Here is a 17,479-nt window from a genome sequence, read left to right as displayed (position 1 = left end):
CGCGGATGCGGTCGGTGTCGAACGGAGCGGTGCTTCACAACCTGGGAATCCCCCCTGGCCCACGGCTGGTGGGCGCCCTCCCTTCACGCCATGATTGGCGCTTTTTTGCGGGCCCTGGACCGGCCAGGCCCGCTGTGCAGGGAAACCGCGATGCCCATGGAATCGGAACTGGCTTCGGCCGCCTGGCTCTACCTCGGTGGCGAGGGGGTCGAACCCTGCTGCCTGGCCCGGGACCAGGATGTGACACCGCTCTGGTGCCTGCTGCTGGCGGGCGCGGAGGTGGTGCCGGCGATCACCCCGGCGCAGGTGGACGTGCAGACGCCCAGGCATGGCCTGCGTTTGCCGTTGACCGAGGCGCAGGGTAACTGGGCGCAGTTCGATGCCTATGTCCGCCGGCACCCCCAGCACCATCGCGTGCCCACCCTCGGGCTGTGCCTGGATGCGGTGGCCGCGTTCCTCGATCGCGCCGTGGCGCACACCGGGGCGCCGGCCGAGTCGTTGTGGCTGCAGGGCGACCTGGATGCGGTTTCAGGGCCCTTCGATGCCAACACCGATTCGCGAATCGGCTTCTGGAAATGGAATGCGGACACCCGCCTGCAAGCCTTGCAGGACGGCACCGTCGATTTGCACGACGTCACCCTGGTGCTGGATTACGAGGATCTCGACGAATGGGTGCGGGCGTTCGGCCTGGAGACACTGGACCACCCCTGGTTCCGGGCCTTGAGCCATATCGAGGATTTCAGCGGGCTGCATTCGCCCTTCGGTGAGCGTGCGGAGCCCGTCGGTGCCGAGCCGTTGCCGGGTGAGTTCGATGAGGGCGACATCGAGCACGCGCCCGACGAAACCCCCGAGCCTGAGGCGGAGCTTGAACTGGAACGGGAGGCGCCCGCTCCACGGCCCGTTTCCCCTGAAGAATGGGAGCGCCGCTATCGGGCGGGCGACCCGTCTGCGGCGCTGGCCTTGTCCCACCTTGCCGATGAACCGGCCCAGGCCATGCGCTGGGCGCGACGTGCCTGCGGCCTGGAGGGCGAGGCCGAGGCCACGGCGGCGGCCTGGTTGCGGTTGGCGCAGCTGGCGTTCGAACGCTCCGGCAGCCTGGATGAATTGCAGCAGGCGCGCGGCTGGGTGGAGCGGGCGCAGGCGCTGGATCATCAACTGGACGAGGTCCATGCACTGCTGTTGCTGCAGGCGCGCCTCTGGCTGGATGCCGAGGCCGGGCCGGTGGACGGTGCCCGGGCCTTCGCCGCGCTGGAGCGCTTGTTGCTGCTGAGCGGGCGCAACCAGGCCGAGCACACCGAGGGGCTGCATCTGCTTGGCCTCTGCTGCCGTGATGGGCTGGGCTGCCCGGCAGATGCCGAGGCGGCGCGGGTGCTGTGGCGCTCGGCAGCGGCCGATGGCCACGGCCTGGCGACCCGGGCGCTGGTGGAACTGCTGGCGGCCCAGGCCGAAGTCGAGGAGGACGCCGAAGCGGCCGAGCGGCTGTGGCTGGAGGCGCTGAACCACGCCGAGGTATACCTGGAGTGTTTCGCCGATCGTGACGATCTCCAGGTGATCGCCTTCATGCACGGCTTCTGCGGTGAGCTGGCGTTGCGCAGCGACCCCGTCGACTGGGCGGAGGCCGAGGCGCACCTGCTGCGCGCGGCCGAGGCAGGGCATGCCGAGGCCATGGGCCTGTTGGCGGTCGATGTCTACCGCAACCGTCACAGCCCGCTGCGCGACCTGCGCCGGGCGCTGCACTGGGCCTGGCGCTACGGCGCGGCGACTGGCGTGCTGAAGTCGGCCGACGCCGGCTGGCAGCGCTGGGTGTTCGCGCTGTTCTGGCTGATGCGGCGGTAGGGTGGACGCATCGCCCGACCCATGGCGGGCCGGGCGATGGCGCGTTGCATCAGTAGGTGATGCACACCGACTTCAGCTCGGTGAAGCCTTCGATGGCGGCCTTGCCGAACTCGCGGCCCATGCCCGACTGCTTGTAGCCGCCGAAGGGCAGGTTGGGGTCCACCGGCACGTGGTTGTTGACCCAGACGGTGCCGGCTTCGATGCGCGGGATCAGGTCCATGACCCGGCCCAGGTCGTTGCTCCAGATGCTCGCGGTCAGCCCGTAGCGGCTGTCGTTGAGCATGTCCACGGCCTGGTCGACATCGTTGAAGGGCAGTACCGAGAGCACCGGGCCGAAGATTTCCTCGCGCACCGAGGTCATCCCCTGGGTGACCTTGCCCAGCACCGTGGGCTGCACGAAGTAGCCGGGCAGGTCGGGCTGGCCGCCGCCGGTGCAGAACTGCGCGCCTTCCTCGCGGGCGATGGCCAGGTAGCGCAGCACGCTGGCCTGCTGGCGACGGGAGACCAGGGCGTTGACCTGCGCTTGCGGGTCCATGCCGGCGCCGACCTTGAGTTGCGCCACCTGGCTGGTCAGCGCCTCGACGAAATCCTGGTAGCGGCTGGCGTGCACGTAGAGGCGCGAAGCAGCGGCGCAGACCTGGCCCTGGTTGAGCAGCCCGCCGCCGATGGCGCCGGCCACGGCCTGCTCGATATCGGCATCGGCCAGTACCAGCATGGGGTTCTTGCCGCCCAGCTCCAGGGTGAAGCGGGTCATGTTGTCCAGCGCGGTACGGCCGACCTGCTTGCCCACTGCGGTGGAGCCGGTGAAGGACACCTTGTTCACCAGCGGGTGGGCCACCAGCGCCGCACCGGCGTCGGCACCACCCACCAGCACGTTGAAGGCGCCCGCCGGGATACCGGCCTGGATCGCCAGCTCGGCCAGGCGCAGGGCGGTGAGCGGGGTTTCGTCCGCCGGCTTGATGATGATGGTGCAGCCACAGGCCAGTGCCGGCATCACCTTCCACAGGGCGATCATCATCGGGAAGTTCCACGGCACGATGCCGGCGACCACGCCGGCCGGCTCGCGGCGGGTGTAGGCGTTGAAGCGCGCCTGGGCCGGCACGGGGATGGACACGTCCAGCGTCTGCCCTTCGATCTTGGTGGCCCAGCCGGCCATGTAGCGCATGTAGTTGACCGAGGCGCCGACTTCCACCGCGCGGGCGAGGTGGATGGACTTGCCCTGGTTGAGGGTCTCCAGCTGCGCCAGTTCCTCGCCGTGGGTCTCCACCAGGTCGGCGAAGCGCAGCAGCACGCGCTCGCGCTCGGCGGGGGCCAGGCGGCTCCAGACGCCGGAGCGGAAGGTGCGGTGGGCCGAGGCGACCACGGCGTCCACCTGCGGGGCGTCGGCCTGCAGGGTGCGCGAGAGCACCGCGCCGGTGGCGGGGTTGTGCACCTCGCGCGGGGTGCCTTGTGCGCCCTGGTGCTGTTGGCCGTCGATGAACGAGGCGTGGGTACGGTCGACGAAGGCGTCGACGCTGGGGAGGGTGTTGATCAGGGCATTGGACACGATCGGCTCCTGGTTCGGGCAGCGGGATGGGTCGCCCGCATGGGGCGTGCCCCAGCTTAGGGAGTGAGCCGCTGCCGGGCTTGACTCTGCCTGCCACGCGGACATGACCCAGCGTGCAGCGGATGCGGCGTGTCAGGCAGGCGCAACGACCTGGCAGCGGGGAGCAAGCGGCGCCGTGGTGCAGGTGGGATAGTCGGAGTGTCGTCTGCGAGGGCGACGCCATTGTTGCTTGCTCCGTGTCACCACGCTTTGCCGCCGCCCTGGTCATCGGCGGCTTTTTTTTGCCCGCTTTTTGGCGGGAAGGCGGACGAGGTTGGGGCACAGGGCGTAGTTCGTCGCACGGGTAGAGGTACGCAACCCATGCTGCCGGAGCGGCCGATGATCACGGTGTGTGATGGGGCTTCGGATCGATGGGTTTCGCTGCGCTCTACGCCATCCTACGGGCGTGCGAGTTCGTAGGATGGGTAGAGGTACGAAACCCATCCTGCCGGAGCGGCCGATGATCACGGTGTGTGATGGGGGCTCGGATCGATGGGTTTCGCTGCGCTCTACGCCATCCTACGGGCGTGCGAGTTCATAGGATGGGTAGAGGTACGAAACCCATGCTGCCGGAGCGGCGATGATCACGGTGTGTGATGGGGCTTCGGATCGATGGGTTTCGCTGCGCTCTACGCCATCCTGCGGGCGTGCGAGTTCGTAGGATGGGTAGAGGTACGAAACCCATGCTGCCGGAGCGGCCGGCAATCACGGTGTGTGGTGGGGCCTCGGATCGATGGGTTTCGCTGCGCTCTACGCCATCCTGCGGGGCGTGCGGGCATGTCAGGCTGCTACAAGAGCAGCGGCAGGCAGGGGCAAGACGCCCGGGGAGGGCGGGCGCAGAGTGTTCGGGAACCTGCGGCTTCGACCGCACCGGCCGTGATGGCCGGATAACGATAAACAAGAACAATGCATTCGAGGGCCCTGACGATGTCGATCGACGCCAAGCTCACCGCACATTTGAATCGAGGTACGGTCGGTTTCCCCACCGCGCTGGCCAGCACCATCGGCCTGATCATGGCCAGCCCGGTGATCCTCACCGCCACCATGGGCTTCGGCATCGGCGGCAGCGCCTTCGCCGTGGCCATGCTGATCGCCATGGTGATGATGCTCGCGCAATCCACCACCTTCGCCGAGGCGGCCTCGATCCTCCCGACCACCGGCTCGGTCTACGACTACATCGCCTGCGGCATGGGGCGCTTCTTCGCCATCACCGGGACCATCGCGGCGTACCTGATCGTCCATGTGTTCGCCGGCACGGCGGAAACCATCCTCGCCGGCGTCATGGCACTGGTTAACTTCGAGCACCTCAACACCCTGGCCGAATCGGCCGGCGGCTCCTGGCTGCTGGGCGTGGGCTTCGTCATCGTCTTCGGCATCCTCAACGGCTTCGGCGTCAGCGTGTTCGGCAAGGCCGAGGTGATCCTCACCTTCGGCATGTGGACGACGCTGATGGTGTTCGGCATCGCCGGCCTCATCGCCGCGCCCGCCGTGCAGCTGGACGGCTGGTTCGGCACCTCGCTGATCGGCACGGACCTGGTGACCATCCTCTCCCTGGTGGGCATGGCGATGTTCATGTTCGTCGGCTGCGAGTTCGTCACCCCGCTGGCGCCGGACCTGCGCAACTCCGCGCGCACCATGCCGCGCGCCATGGCCCTGGGCCTGTTCGGCGTGGCCTCCTGCATGTTCATCTACGGCGCGGCGATGAAGCGCCAGGTGGAGAACGTGCTGCTCGACGAGGCCACCGGCGTGCACCTGCTGGATACGCCCATGGCCATCCCGCAGTTCGCCCAGCAGGTGATGGGCGACATCGGCCCGATCTGGCTCGGTATCGGCTTCCTCTTCGCCGGCGCCGCCACCATCAACACCCTGATGGCCGGCGTGCCGCGCATCATGTACGGCATGGCCATGGACGGCGCGCTGCCTAAGGTCTTCGCCTACCTGCACCCGCGCTACAAGACGCCGCTGCTGTGCATCGCCGTGGCGGTGCTGATCCCGTGCCTGCACGCCGCATGGCTGGGTGGCAACACCGACAACATCTTCAACCTGGTGCTGGCCGCCGTCTGCGCCTGGAGCACGGCGTACCTGCTGGTGACCCTCTCGGTGGTGATCCTGCGCATCCGCCGCCCGGACCTGCCGCGTGCCTACAAGTCGCCGTTCTTCCCGCTGCCGCAGATCATCTCCAGCGCCGGCATCCTGCTGGGCATGTGGTTCATCACCCCGCCGGGCATGAACCCCAGGGACATCTACGGCCCCTTCGCCGTGATGCTCGGCCTGACCGCGGCCTACGCGCTGTTCTGGACGGTGGTGGTGCAGAAGGTCAATCCGTTCCGCCCGGTACCGGTGGAGGAGGTGCTGGAGAAGGAATTCGCCGCCGAGCCGGGCATCCACGCCAGCGAGAGCTATGGCCATGCTTCTCGCGCTGCGTGAGTTCTTCGGCAACGGCCGCGCGCCCTCCGGCTACCGGCCGGGGGCGACCCTGGCCCTCGTGCGGCGCAACCTCGGCGGCCTCGCTTTCGAGGCGCTGGAGCCAGGCCGGGGGCGCTTCACCCTGGAGGGCGGGCTGAGCGTCGAGGCCCGCGAGCGCACCCAGTCGGAGCTGCTGATGCACCTGGTGCTCACCGAATTCGAACTGCGGGTGCCTTCCAGCGGGCAGGGCGTGGCGAAGCTGGAGCTGCGCCACACCGGCGCCATCCGCCGCCAGGGCCTGGCCTGCACCCGGCGCGCCGGGGAAGCGGCCGGGCTGGTTGGCGTGATCGCTGCGCTGGAGGGCGACGAGGCCTTGCGGGCCGCACTGATGCCGCTGGACTTCAAACGCCTGCGCATCGAGCGCGACGGCGGTCACTGGCAGGTGCTGCTGGAGCACATGGGCGCCAGCGAAGTGGTCAACCGCATGCCGGCGTTCCGTCGCTACATTCGCCTGGACGAGGCGCAACGGGCTCACCTGCTGAATGTGCTGCCAATACTGGCCCGGGTGCTGGCGGGGTTCTGAGTGGCGTCAGGCCCCCGTCGCGGGGGCCTTCTTCATGCCCGGGATCAGCACCAGCTGGCGCAGGTCGGCGACCTTGAGGTCCAGGCTCTTGCCGCTGGGGGACAGCGCCAGTTCGCCGATGGCGTAGACGCGGAAGTAGTCGACTTCCTCCCTCAGCAAGCCGTCCAGGTAGCCCTTGAAGCGGTAGGCGTCCATCTGCTCCTTGGCGATGTAGAGGAACACCGGCTTGTTGTCGATGCGGTCGTAGAACTTCAGCTTGAAGCCGCTGCCGTAGCGGTCCATCAGCAGCGCGCCGCCCTGCAGCACCCGGTTGGCGTTGCCCGGCCTGGCGTACTTGATCGCCTTGAAGTACGCCCCGAGCGGCATCTCGCCTTCGCCCACCACGCGCAGGCGCATGGCCTTGAACTCCTCGTCGCTAAGCTCCAGCCGTGCCTGCCGGTAGCACTCCACCAGGCGCTCCAGGCTGTTGGTGCGCTGGTTGATCGACTTCTTCTCGGTGCGTGGCGCAGGGGCTTCCCGAGGCGGGTGGCCGGGCTTCTTCTCATCGGGCGCAGAGAGGGCGGCGGGTGCCTCGGTGGCCGGCCTGGCCCGCTCGAGCGGGGGCTCGAAGACATCGATGTAGTCGTGCAGCTTGCGCCTGGCGTGGCGCTGCCGGGTGTCGCTCTCGGTCTCGCCGGGCAGCTTGCCCTGGGCGTCCTCGTCTTCCTCGCCGCTCATCCATTGGCAATCGGGCGCATGGGCCGAGTGCGGGTTCTCGCGAAAGTGCGCGGCCTTGTAGGTCTCGTTCGGCTGCTTGTCGTAGTTGGCGGCGGTGACCTTGGTGCCCAGTGCGCGGCAGGCCTCGCTGGAGCACAGGAAGTCGAAGCGGCTGCGCGGCTCGGGCTGGGAGAAGAATGCCCGCCGGGCTTCGGCGATGGACAGCACCTCGTCCAGCTGGACGCAGTAGGCACGGGTGATCGGGGCTTTGCTGGGCATCCGGGAACGTTTCCCTGGCTGGGGTCTTAAGCGCGATTATGCAGGTTGGCGCGATGGCGGCAAACGGGGGCTTGGAGTGGGCGGCGGGCGGGTGTTAGGTTCTCGGCGTGTCGTCATTCAACAAGGAGTGATTCATGGCATCGCACAAGATGAAGGGCCCCAGGACCGCCGGCTTCAAGCCGGGCATGGGCACCGCCCACCCGAAGAAGAGCCGGGGCGCCCGCAAGGAGCGCTCGGGCACCCAGGCCCTGGTGATCGCCGGCGGCATCGTCCTGCTGGTCATCGTGCTGGCGGTGCTGGCCCGCTAAGGCGCGACAGGTTCACCAACGAAAGCCCCAGCCAGTGTGCCGGGGCTTTTGTTTTGGCTATGTCCGCGTTGGCTGTCGTGGTTCGCGGTGCTTGCCGGATGCCCATGAATTCCCTGCACCATCGCTGATGGGTTTCGCTTCGCTCTACGCCATCCTACGAAGGTGCCGCCACGTGCACGCTGAGTTGGCTCCCCGTAGGGGCGCTGCGTGCTCAGCCGGGAACCGAACAATGCACCTCTTCACGCCCCGTGGCCGAGGCGATGCGTATGGCATGCCCCACGCTTGAGCCGGGCATGCTGCCCATTGGCGAGGAGCGGCCGGCGTACTGCTCTGCTGGCACCGAAACTGCATCTTCAGAGGCCATCGAGTCCTTGTTGCGCTCGCATAGATAACATGTTAACAATCTCGCAACAAAAACAAGACAACTCCGGAGGTTCGTATGCGTGCTCAAGAAGCTCGTGGCGGTCTGGAAGACTGGCAGGCGGCGCTGCAGTCCATCTGTGGCAGGTTCGAGACCCGGCTGGCGACCAGCCGTTCGCTGTTCATCGGCGAGATCTCCTCGCAGTGCCATTCCGGCCTCACCATGGCGCACCTGCGCACCAATGCCGGGCTAATTTCCCGCGCTTCCCTCAAGGCCGACCGCGATGACGATCGCCACTGCTTCCTGATCAGCCAGCGCAGCGGTTTCTCCCGCGTGATGCAGGGCGGGGTGAGCATCGACCTGGCGCCTGGCGAACTGCTGCTGATGGATTCGGTGGGCGCCTGCGAGATCACCCCCTTCGGCCTCATCGACCACGCTTCCCTGCACCTGCCCCGGGTGGCGGTGGAGCGGGCGTTCAAGTCCAAGCAGGCCAAGTTCGGCAAGATCTCCTCCAGCCGCGCCAGCGGCAAGATGCTCCACCTGCTGATGGACCAGCTGTGCCGCGAGCAGGCCGCCTCGGATGACGCCGAAAGCGAGGCCCTGGAGAGTGCCTTCATCTCCCTGCTGGAGCCGGCGCTGGGCCAGGACTGCGCGCAAGCCGCATCGAGCGACTCGTTGCAGGGCGCCAACCTGCGCAGCTATGTGCAGAAGATCATCGACGAGTCGCTGTCCCAGCCCAACCTCACGCCCCTGGCCCTGGCCAATCGCCTGGACATCTCGGTGCGCCACCTGTACCGGCTGTTCGAGGAGGAGGGCGACAGCGTCTGCCGCTACATCCAGCGCTCACGCCTGAAGCGCAGCGCCGACGACCTGGCCAACCCCATCCTCAGGGGCGAGTCCATCACCTCGATCGCCTACAAATGGGGCTTCACCGACTCGGCGCACTTCAGCCGCTCGTTCAAGAAACACTTCGACCGCTCGCCCAAGGACTACCGCGCCGGTGCGTTGATGCAGGCGGCCGCCGGGTTCTGACGGCCGCCCCATCGGCTAGCCCAGCTGCGTGGCCAGGTGCTCCACCCGGTCACGCAGGAAGCCGGCGAAGGCCTCGCCCGGTTGCTGCAGCTGGATGAAGGCCAGCATCGGGTCCTCCACCGCCGTGCGCACCCCCGCCAGTTCCTCCATCACCGCCAGGCCGCAGAAGGGCACGTAGGCTTCCGCGTAGCCGCCCTCGTGCACCAGTACCAGGCGCCCACCGCAGAGCGCATCCGCCGCCTCGCGCAGCAGCGCCGTCATCCCCCGGAACGAGTCGCTGTGCAGCAGCATGCGCGCCAGCGGGTCCACGGCATTGGCGTCGTAGCCGCAGGCCACCACGATCAGCTCCGGGCGGAAGCGCTGCAGCGCCGGCAGCACGATGCGGCGCATGGCCTGCAGGTAGGCGTCATGCCCGCTGCCGGCCGGCAGGGGGATGTTGATGTTGCTGCCCAGGCCCGCGCCGCGCCCGCGATCCTCCACACCGCTGTAGCCCGGCGGGTAGCAGTTCTCCTGGTGCAGCGAGAGGGTCAGCACCTCGCCGTCTTCCTCGTAGATCGACTGGGTGCCGTTGCCGTGGTGCACGTCCCAGTCGATCACAGCGACCCGGCGCAGGCCGTGTTGCACCCGGGCGGCCTCGATGGCGATGGGGATATTGGCGAGGAAACAGAACCCCATGGCCTGGTCGGCGAGGCAGTGGTGGCCCGGCGGGCGCGACAGCGAGTAGGCGTTGTCCGCCTCGCCACGCAGCACGCAGTCGACGGCGGCGATGGCCAGGCCGGCGGAGAGCCTGGCGATCTCGTAGCTGCCCGGGCCTATGGGCGCCTCGCTGCCCAGCTCGCCGCCACCGGCATCGCTCAGGGCCTTGAAGCGCTCCAGATAGTGCGCCGGGTGGACGCGCAGCAGGTCCTCGTGCGTGGCTGGCTCCGCGCCGCGTTGCAGCAGTTGGCGGGAGAGGCCGGAAACATCCAGCAGGCTCTTCAGCCGGCGCTTGGTCTCGGGGGATTCGGCGAAGCCCGTGGCGGCCGGCGGCTGCACCCAACCGCCCACCGGCAGGGTCAGGGCGTGCATGCCGGCGCTGTGCCAGAAGCAGAGTTCATCGGAAAAGAAGGCGGTACGGCGGCTCATGGTTGGACTCCGTTGTCGTCGAGGGAGGGGGTGGGTTCGCCGGCGCGCAGGCGGCTGACGCTCAGGGCGGCGAAGGACAGCAGCAGGCAGGTGGCGCTGAGGAGCAGGACGCCGCGCATGCCGGCGCTGCTTTCCAGCAGCGGGCCGGCGATGGCCGGGCCCAGGGCGAGGCCGCCGCCGATCAGCAGGTTGGTGGTGTTCATCAGGCGGCCGTCACGGTCCAGGTCGGCCAGGCAGGCGAGGATGAACGGCAGGGCGAAGGTCCAGGTGTACTTGAACACCAGGGCGGCGGTGGCGAAGCGCGCGAGGCCGGGCTGGTCCAGCAGGAGCAGCACGGCGCCGGCCATCAGGCCGTAGCCGAGCAGCAGCATCGCCCCGCGCGGCCAGCGCCTGCCGATCAGTGCGGCACAGGCGGCACCGGCGATGCCCAGCAGGGTGGCGATGGCGAGGATGCGCCCGCTGCTGGCCGGGTCGATGGCCGCGGCGCTGGCGATGCTGCCGATGAAGGTCCACACGCCGCTGAGCCCGACGTAGAACGCCAGCACCGCGAACAGCGCCAGCAGCGCGCGCCAGCCCAGGCCGCCGCGCTCCCTCACCGGCGCCCGGGTGGACGCGGCCATGGCCTGGAAGCTGCCGGCCAGCGGCAGGCACAACAGCATCAGCAGGGCCAGGCCGAGGTACAGCGCCTGCAGGCCGAAACGCGCGAACAGCGGTGGCAGCAGCCACAGGCCGATGGCGCCGAGCACCAGCTGGCCCATGACCCACAGGCCATAGACGCGGTCCCGGTCCTGGCTCTGCGCCGCGCTGGCGATGCACAGCACCATCAGCGTGCCGCCGGCCAGGGCGCTGACCACGCGCAGGGCCATCAGCGGGTGGAAGGCACTCACCCAGGCCGAGGCCAGGTTGGCGACGATGAACAGCAGGGCCGCGCCCCGCGCCACCAGGCGCCAGTCCAGGCGTGGCTGCCAGAGGTAGGCGGGCAGGGTGGCCAGGCTCATGGCGGCCAGTTCGGCGGAGAACAACTGGCCGATCTGCGCCGGGCCGAGGCCGAGCTGGAGGGCGTACTGGGTGGCGATGGCCGGTGCCGCCATCAGCACGCAGGGGACGATGGCGGCGAACAGCACGATGGCCAGCAGGCGGGAGCGGGGCAGCCCCGCAGGAGTGGCGGTGGTCATGGCAGGGCCCTCAGAAGACATGGACGAAGCGCAGCAGCAGGTTGTTCTGCTCGAAGGCGTTCTCGGTGGCGACGTTGCGCGTCAGGCCCAGCAGCACCTGGTTGCGCGGGTCCAGCCAGTGGCCGACCTCGAAGCCGAGCTGGGTGTAGCGCTGGTGGGTGTCGTCAAGGGTGCGGCCATTGAATTCCAGCTCGCCGCCATCGGCGTGGATCAGGCGCAGGGCGCCGTAGGTGCTGGGGGTGAAGTCGTAGGAGGCGAAGGCTTGCAGGCGGTAGAGCGGCTTCTGCTCCAGGTCCTGGCCGAAGTAGTCGTCGTTCTTGCCGTAGAGCTGGGCTTCGAGGTTGGCTTCCAGCATCCACTTCTCGCCCACGCCCTGGGTGTAGTTGTAGTTGAGGTGCAGGGCCCAGCGGTTGGCTCCCGGGGAGGCGTCCGGGTTGCGCCCGTGGTACTCGCCCACCGGCACCGTGAGCAGGGTCAGCAGGCCGCTGTAGGTGCGCGATTGCGGGTCGTTGATGAAGAACAGCGTGCCGCCCACCTGTGGGTCGCCCAGGCCGCGTTCGCTGCTGCGGCTGGCGGCACCGGGCGCGCGGATGTCGACGTCCACGTAGGGCACGATGAACTGCGGGGTGCACAGGGTGCCGCAGATGTCGGTGAAGATCAGCTGGCGCCAGGCGAAGGCGTTGGTCGCGAGGTCGGCCTTGCCGGTGGTGTCGCCCGCGCCGTGGTAGTCGTTGGCGCGGGTCAGCGGCAGGTAGCCGACGCCGAGCACCGTGCCCACCGGTGCGGAGACGAAGTCGCGGGCGTTGAGGTCGGCGGCCTGGGCACCGGTTGCGGCGAGCGCAACGGCGAGGGCGACGATCTGAGGGAGCAGGGGCGAATGGCGGCTGTGCATGTGCAGGTTTCCTCTGGCGGGTGATGAGTGCAGGCAAAGGCTCCCCGTCCCGCCTTCTTCAGGGCGGGTGGAGGGGCGCGGGGAGCGGGTGGGGTCAGCCCGAGGCGTGGTGCAGCAGGTGGGCGATGCCCGCCTTGCCGTTGACGCCGAGCTTGTCGTAGATGCTGCGGATGTGATGGCGCACGGTGTTCGGCGCCAGGCCCAGGTCGCGGGCGATCTCCTTGTAGGTGCTGCCGCCGCCGAAGCGCTCGGCGACGTCGGCCTCGCGGGCGCTGAGCTGCGCCAGGGCGGTGCGCGGGCGGGCGCTGAGCAGGAGCAGGTGGCCCACTTCGGTGGCGTCCAGCTGCAGGTGCTGGCCGCGATAGCCGGCGGCGCCGACCGCCTCGGGCAGGTGCGGGCCGCTCCAGCGTGGCCATTCCAGCAGCAGGCGCTCGACGAAACCGTGCTCGGCATAGTGCAGCGTGCCCTGGCGATCGCACACGGCGAGCGCCAGGGTGTTCGGCCCATCGAGAGCCTCGCGCAGGGCCACCAGGGCGCGGATCTGGTTGGCGCCCTCGGCGGCTGACAGGTGCGGCATCACCTGGTCGAGGAGGAAGCGTTCCTCTTCCTCGAAGCGCGGCGCGTCCGGGCGGCGGTAGAGCGTCAGGTGCACGCTGAGCTGGGTCTGCGGGTCGATGTGGATCACGCAGAGGAATTCGCCGAAGCCGTGCTTGCGGCCCAGCCAGCGCAGCCCGGCAGGGGTGCCATCGGCCTGGCTGTCGACGATCACCGCGCGGCCCGGCCGGGACTGCACCAGGCCGATGGTGATGTCCTGCTCGCGGATCGACTGCCAGTCCTCGACATAGCTCGACGGCAGGCCGAATACCTGGGAACTGCGTTCTTCGGGCAGGTCGGCGACCATCGCCGCGTGTCCCCACCAGGCCTTGTCGAAAGCCAGCAACGCCTGCAGGCGCTGCAGGGCATGACGATGGAAACGGGCGAGAGGCTGTTCCTGGGCCAGGCGTTGCAGGTCCAGCACGCAGCCGTTGAAGGCGGCGAAACGACGGGGGGTGATGAGGTGTTCGTCGATCTGGCTCATGGGGATACCTCTCTGCGACTTTGTTGTTCTTGTCGGAGCCGGGAAGCGGCTCTCAGTCATCAGTGGGTGGCCGGTGTCGGGGTGACGGGGCAGGGCCTGGAGCGAGTATCGCCAAGGCGTGCGGAGGTCACCATCCTACAGATGCAGGATAGGCCGGCGACCCCCACCGGCCCTGGCCTTGGGCGTTCAGCCGGGGGTGGCCGCGAGGGTCTCCGGGAGCGTCGCGCCGCCGTCCACCACCAGGGTCTGGCCGGTGATGTAGGACGCCTGGTCCGAGGCGAGGAACAGCATGGCGGCGGCGATGTCGCCAGGCTCCCCGAGGCGCCCCAGGGGCACCCCCCGGGCGATGGCGGCGGCGTGCCCGGCATCGCCCAGGTTGCCCATGGCCGGGGTGCGGATCATCCCCGGTTCCACACCGTTGACCCGGACGCCCTCGGGGGCCAGCTCCAGCGCCGCATTGCGGATGAAGCCATTGACCCCGGCCTTGGACGCCGCGTAGTGGGTCAGCCCCGGGTAGGCCACCCGGGGCCCGGTCACCGAGGAGGTGACCAGCATGCAGCCCCCGCCCTGGCGCCGGAACAGGGGCAGGGCGCCCTGGGTGAGCCAGAACAGCGCGCCGAGGTTCACCGCCAGGGTGCGCTCCAGCAATGTCGGGCCGATCTCCACCAGCGGCGTCAGCGGGAAGTAGCCGGCGTTATGCACCAGCACATCGAGCCGGGGCAGGCCGGTGAGCAACTGCAGGGTGGCGTCGCGGTCGGCGAGGTCGAGGGTGACGGCGCTCACGTCGCGGCCGCCATCGCGCAGCGATCGCGCCAGGGCTTCGGCCGGCACCTGCTGCAGGTCGGCGATCAGCACCCGCGCCCCGCAGGCGGCGAAGCCTTCGACGATGGCGCGGCCGATGCCCTGTGCGCCGCCGGTGACCAGCACGCTGCGCCCGGTGAAATCGAAGGCGTTCTTCATGGCGCGTCCCCCAGGCGTTCGTAGGCGAGGGTGGGCAGGTCGACGATGCTGGAGCCGCCGTCGGCCACCAGGGTGGCGCCGGTGAGGATGGCGGCCTCGTCGCTGATCAGGAAGCGGCACAGCGCGGCGATTTCCTCCGCCTGCGCCGGGCGGCGCAGCGGCACCTCGGCCGTGACCCGGGCGTAGGCGGCGTCGAGGCTCTCGCCGTAGTGCCGCATCAGCGGCTGCATCTCCTCGTCGGCCATGGGCGTGCGCACCCAGCCGGGGCATACGCAGTTGACCCGCACGCCTTGCGGCCCGTAGTCCCGTGCCAGGGAGCGGGTGAGGCCCAGCAGCGCATGCTTGGCGGTGGTGTAGCCGCACACCTGCGGCCCCGCCGCCAGGGAGGCGATGGAACCGAGCAGGACGATGCTGCCGCGCCGTTCCAGCAGCGCCGGCAGGCAGGCGCGGGCGCTGTGGAAGGCGGTGTCGAGGTTGCCGCGCATGGCCGCCTGCCAGGCGTCGTCGCTGGTGTCGGTGGCACTGCCCAGGCCGTGGCCGCCGGCGCAGGCGAGCAGGGCGTCGATGCCGCCGAAGCGTGCGTGGATGGCGGCGACGAAGCCGGCCCAGTCGGCGCTGCTGGCGGCATCGCCCACCAGTACCAGGCCGCCCGTCTCGGCGGCGACCCTCGCCAATGGCTCGCGCCGGCGGCCGACCAGCACCAGGTTGGCGCCTTCCACCGCGAGGCGGCGGGCGCAGGCCTCACCGATGCCGGTGCCGGCCCCGGTGATCACCACCGTGCGCTCATGCATCGCCATGCACCGTGCGGTTGAGCACGTCGCAATGGGAGGCGACGGGGAAGTTGGAGAGGGCGCCGAAATCGCCGTCGGCGTAGCCGAAGATCTTGCCGTCGCTGCGGTGGGCCTTGAGGTCGATCATCACCACGCCGAGGGTCGGCACGATCTTCTCGCGCCAGACGAACAGGTAGAGCTCATCGGCGATCTTGACGTAGTGGCAGCGGTCGGTGTCGCACAGGCCCTTCTCGACGCCCGCCAGGCACTGCCAGCTGTAGTAGTTCTCGTTGAGGTAGATGTGCTCGTAGACCTCGGTGGGGCTGTAGCGATAGCGGTTGCGTAGCCCCACCAGCTCGGCGCTCGGCGCATGGGGGCAGGCACCTGGCTGGAAGGGGCGGTCGAGGGTGCCGTGGAAGAACTGCACCTCGACGCCGGTCAGGCTCTTGCCGGCCAGCGCGCGGCCATACAGGCCCTCGCGGGTGGCGGCGGCATCGGGCAGGCGGCCGAGCACGGCAGTGAAGGCGGCGGCACCGGTATCCAGCACCAGGCTCACCGACCACTGCTGGCCGAACTCCTCCTTGATGAAATCCACCAGGTAGATGCCCGGGCGCACCGAGGTGGCGCGATAGGGCGAACGACCACTGGAAGACCCGTCGGCCAGCGCCCAGTCCAGGTGCCCATCGGCGAACAGGTGCTCGATGCTCCAGCCGTTGTCGAACCGCAGGTCGAAGCGCCTGCCGTCGAGATCGGCCAGGTTGGGCAGGATGAACGCCTCGGGCGCAAAGCCTTCGGCCAGCGCGCCTACGGTGATCCAGTCGGATTGGGTGGTCATGGAACGGTCCTCGTTGTTGTCGATGAGGACTCAATGGTCGCCAGTTGGGGCGGGTGGGGGTATCAACCGGACGGATGAGGAGCAGCTGGAAGCTGGAAGCCGAAAGCTGGAAGACAAGAGCGGCGCCAGGTCCGCAGGATCGCTCTGGCTTCAAGCTTCAAGCTTCCAGCCGTCTTTCAAGCTGTCCCTTTAGGGACATACCCATCCCCAGCATTTGCCCCGACCATCGCCCCTGTCCATGACCCGCTCTTCAACCGGGGGGCTTGGTCGCCGCCGCGTGGCGCCTGATCGGCATGGCCTGCCTCGCCTTCCGGTGTCGCCATCGCCTGGTGCCCTCGCCGGAGGACGCTTCACCGGCGCAGGCGGGTTCCCGCGCCGAGGCCTGCCCAGGGATCACCCCCGCCGGCCGTGGGCAGGAGCCGTCTCCTGCCCGCCACCCTTGCTGAACCCTTGAAACAGGAGGTGCCATGCTTTCCAACCAACCACGCCTGCACGGCAAGGTCGCGATCATCAGCGGGGGTGCCGGTGGCTGCGGCGAGGCGGCCAGCCGGCTGTTCGCCCGCGAGGGCGCGGCGGTCGCCATCATCGATCGCAACGCCGAGGCGGCCCGTGACCTGGCGGCGCAGATCGAGGCCGAGGGCGGGCGCGCCATCGGCCTGGGGGCCGACGTGTCCCGCGCCGACCAGGTGGACGCCGCGGTGGCGGCCAGCCTCGCCGCGCTGGGCCCGGCGGACGTGCTGTTCAACCACGCCGGCACGCTGATCGTGAAGCCCTTCCTGGAGGTGCAGGAAGAGGAGTGGGACTGGCTGATGGCGGTCAACGTCAAGAGCATGTTCCTGATGACCCGCGCCGTGCTGCCGCAGATGCTGGCCAGGGGCAAGGGCAGCATCGTCTGCACCTCGTCCATCTCCGCCCAGTACGCGACGCCTGGGGAGGTGGTCTACAACGCCACCAAGGGCGCCTGCCAGATGTTCGCCCGGGCCATCGCCGTGGAGTTCCGCGACCGTGGCATCCGTTGCAACGCGGTGGCGCCCGGCTTCATCCGCACCGCCCACGGCATGCGCGAGCTGCAGGAACTGCAGGCCATGGGTGTCAACGCCAGCGAGGCCGACATCGCCGCCCAGCAGGGCCGCCTGTGCGAGCCGGAGGAGGTGGCGCGAGCGGCGTTGTTCCTCGCCTCCGACGAGGCCTCCTTCGTCAGCGGCGCGCACCTGTTCGTCGATAACGGCTTTTCGTCCGTGTAGCAGGGAACGCAGCCGGACGGGCCCGATGCAGGTGACTGTGTCGGGCTTTTTCATTGGGGCGCAAGCGGCGGGGGTATCAGGGGGCGCCCGGCATGGCTCCGGTTGGTGGACCGGTGGAGCGTGGTCCACCCTACGGCGGTGCTGCGCACCGCTGGGCGAATGAATTGGCTCTGTCTGCGTTAGCTGTTGTGGTTTTAAAGCAAGCGCTCAAGCACGGCCATTTCCGGGCGTCCAAGAGTTCGTACCACCTCCACCGCATGGGTTTCGCTTCGCTCGCGGAACGCCGCCCGACCCATCCTACGAAAGCCTGTGCG

General features: G+C 69.1%; 15 protein-coding genes. 6 read left to right on the top strand and 9 right to left on the bottom strand.

Annotation, left to right across the window (positions count from 1 at the left end; all coding sequences use genetic code 11):
- Nucleotides 1-150 precede the first annotated feature (150 nt).
- On the top strand, nucleotides 151-1,836 hold the full coding sequence (locus tag ACYJSS_RS19745; protein ID WP_236205592.1) for an SEL1-like repeat protein: 1,686 nt from the start codon (nucleotides 151-153) through the stop codon (nucleotides 1,834-1,836).
- Between the two features lie 49 nt (nucleotides 1,837-1,885).
- Here the strand turns inward: ACYJSS_RS19745 and ACYJSS_RS19740 are convergent, their stop codons facing one another.
- On the bottom strand, nucleotides 1,886-3,382 hold the full coding sequence (locus ACYJSS_RS19740; RefSeq protein ID WP_236205593.1) for an aldehyde dehydrogenase family protein: 1,497 nt from the start codon (nucleotides 3,380-3,382) through the stop codon (nucleotides 1,886-1,888).
- A 966-nt stretch (nucleotides 3,383-4,348) separates the two neighbouring features.
- On the opposite strand from ACYJSS_RS19740, the gene ACYJSS_RS19735 reads away from it, so the two are divergent.
- Both ACYJSS_RS19735 and ACYJSS_RS19730 read left to right on the top strand, forming a co-directional pair.
- Entirely contained in the window at nucleotides 4,349-5,848 is a 1,500-nt protein-coding gene (locus tag ACYJSS_RS19735) for an APC family permease (RefSeq protein WP_236205594.1), read from the top strand.
- Nucleotides 5,829-6,410: a DUF3156 family protein gene (locus ACYJSS_RS19730; protein ID WP_236205595.1), complete on the top strand. Its 582-nt coding sequence runs from the start codon at nucleotides 5,829-5,831 to the stop codon at nucleotides 6,408-6,410. Before ACYJSS_RS19735 ends, ACYJSS_RS19730 begins: the two co-directional genes overlap by 20 nt.
- A gap of 6 nt (nucleotides 6,411-6,416) precedes the next feature.
- Here the strand turns inward: ACYJSS_RS19730 and ACYJSS_RS19725 are convergent, their stop codons facing one another.
- Nucleotides 6,417-7,385 (bottom strand): ATPase, encoded by a 969-nt coding sequence (locus ACYJSS_RS19725; protein ID WP_236205596.1) that lies wholly within the window; start codon nucleotides 7,383-7,385, stop codon nucleotides 6,417-6,419.
- 134 nt (nucleotides 7,386-7,519) lie between these two features.
- Here ACYJSS_RS19725 and ACYJSS_RS19720 point away from each other — a divergent pair, with 134 nt between their 5' ends.
- Both ACYJSS_RS19720 and feaR read left to right on the top strand, forming a co-directional pair.
- Complete coding sequence (locus ACYJSS_RS19720; RefSeq protein WP_158545635.1) at nucleotides 7,520-7,693, top strand: hypothetical protein; 174 nt, start codon at nucleotides 7,520-7,522, stop codon at nucleotides 7,691-7,693.
- 439 nt (nucleotides 7,694-8,132) lie between these two features.
- Nucleotides 8,133-9,086 (top strand): transcriptional regulator FeaR, encoded by a 954-nt coding sequence (feaR, locus tag ACYJSS_RS19715; protein ID WP_111264299.1) that lies wholly within the window; start codon nucleotides 8,133-8,135, stop codon nucleotides 9,084-9,086.
- A gap of 15 nt (nucleotides 9,087-9,101) precedes the next feature.
- On the opposite strand, the gene ACYJSS_RS19710 is transcribed toward feaR, so the two are convergent.
- The 7 genes from ACYJSS_RS19710 to ACYJSS_RS19680 all read right to left on the bottom strand — a co-directional run bounded on the left by ACYJSS_RS19710 (nucleotide 9,102) and on the right by ACYJSS_RS19680 (nucleotide 15,921).
- Nucleotides 9,102-10,211, bottom strand: coding sequence for a class II histone deacetylase (locus ACYJSS_RS19710; protein WP_236209822.1), 1,110 nt, complete (start codon nucleotides 10,209-10,211; stop codon nucleotides 9,102-9,104).
- Entirely contained in the window at nucleotides 10,208-11,407 is a 1,200-nt protein-coding gene (locus ACYJSS_RS19705) for an MFS transporter (protein ID WP_236205598.1), read from the bottom strand. Before ACYJSS_RS19705 ends, ACYJSS_RS19710 begins: the two co-directional genes overlap by 4 nt.
- The gene (locus ACYJSS_RS19700; protein ID WP_236205599.1) at nucleotides 11,397-12,278 is read right to left on the bottom strand and encodes a transporter; all 882 of its coding nucleotides are present in this window, start codon (nucleotides 12,276-12,278) and stop codon (nucleotides 11,397-11,399) included. The genes ACYJSS_RS19705 and ACYJSS_RS19700 overlap by 11 nt, the downstream gene beginning before the upstream one ends.
- A gap of 94 nt (nucleotides 12,279-12,372) precedes the next feature.
- Nucleotides 12,373-13,356: a response regulator transcription factor gene (locus ACYJSS_RS19695; RefSeq protein WP_111264826.1), complete on the bottom strand. Its 984-nt coding sequence runs from the start codon at nucleotides 13,354-13,356 to the stop codon at nucleotides 12,373-12,375.
- Nucleotides 13,357-13,542: 186 nt separating this feature from the next.
- The gene (locus tag ACYJSS_RS19690; protein ID WP_236205600.1) at nucleotides 13,543-14,316 is read right to left on the bottom strand and encodes an SDR family oxidoreductase; all 774 of its coding nucleotides are present in this window, start codon (nucleotides 14,314-14,316) and stop codon (nucleotides 13,543-13,545) included.
- Entirely contained in the window at nucleotides 14,313-15,107 is a 795-nt protein-coding gene (locus tag ACYJSS_RS19685; protein WP_236205601.1) for an SDR family NAD(P)-dependent oxidoreductase, read from the bottom strand. Before ACYJSS_RS19685 ends, ACYJSS_RS19690 begins: the two co-directional genes overlap by 4 nt.
- Nucleotides 15,100-15,921, bottom strand: a complete 822-nt coding sequence (locus tag ACYJSS_RS19680; protein ID WP_111264823.1) for a molybdenum cofactor biosynthesis F family protein — start codon at nucleotides 15,919-15,921, stop codon at nucleotides 15,100-15,102. The genes ACYJSS_RS19685 and ACYJSS_RS19680 overlap by 8 nt, the downstream gene beginning before the upstream one ends.
- A gap of 467 nt (nucleotides 15,922-16,388) precedes the next feature.
- Here ACYJSS_RS19680 and ACYJSS_RS19675 point away from each other — a divergent pair, with 467 nt between their 5' ends.
- Nucleotides 16,389-17,165 (top strand): SDR family NAD(P)-dependent oxidoreductase, encoded by a 777-nt coding sequence (locus ACYJSS_RS19675; RefSeq protein WP_236205602.1) that lies wholly within the window; start codon nucleotides 16,389-16,391, stop codon nucleotides 17,163-17,165.
- Nucleotides 17,166-17,479: the final 314 nt, after the last annotated feature.

Source organism: Pseudomonas sp. No.21 (assembly GCF_054558415.1).
Note: the sequence above shows the minus strand (reverse complement) of the source record. Positions and strands in the feature narration are given on the sequence as shown.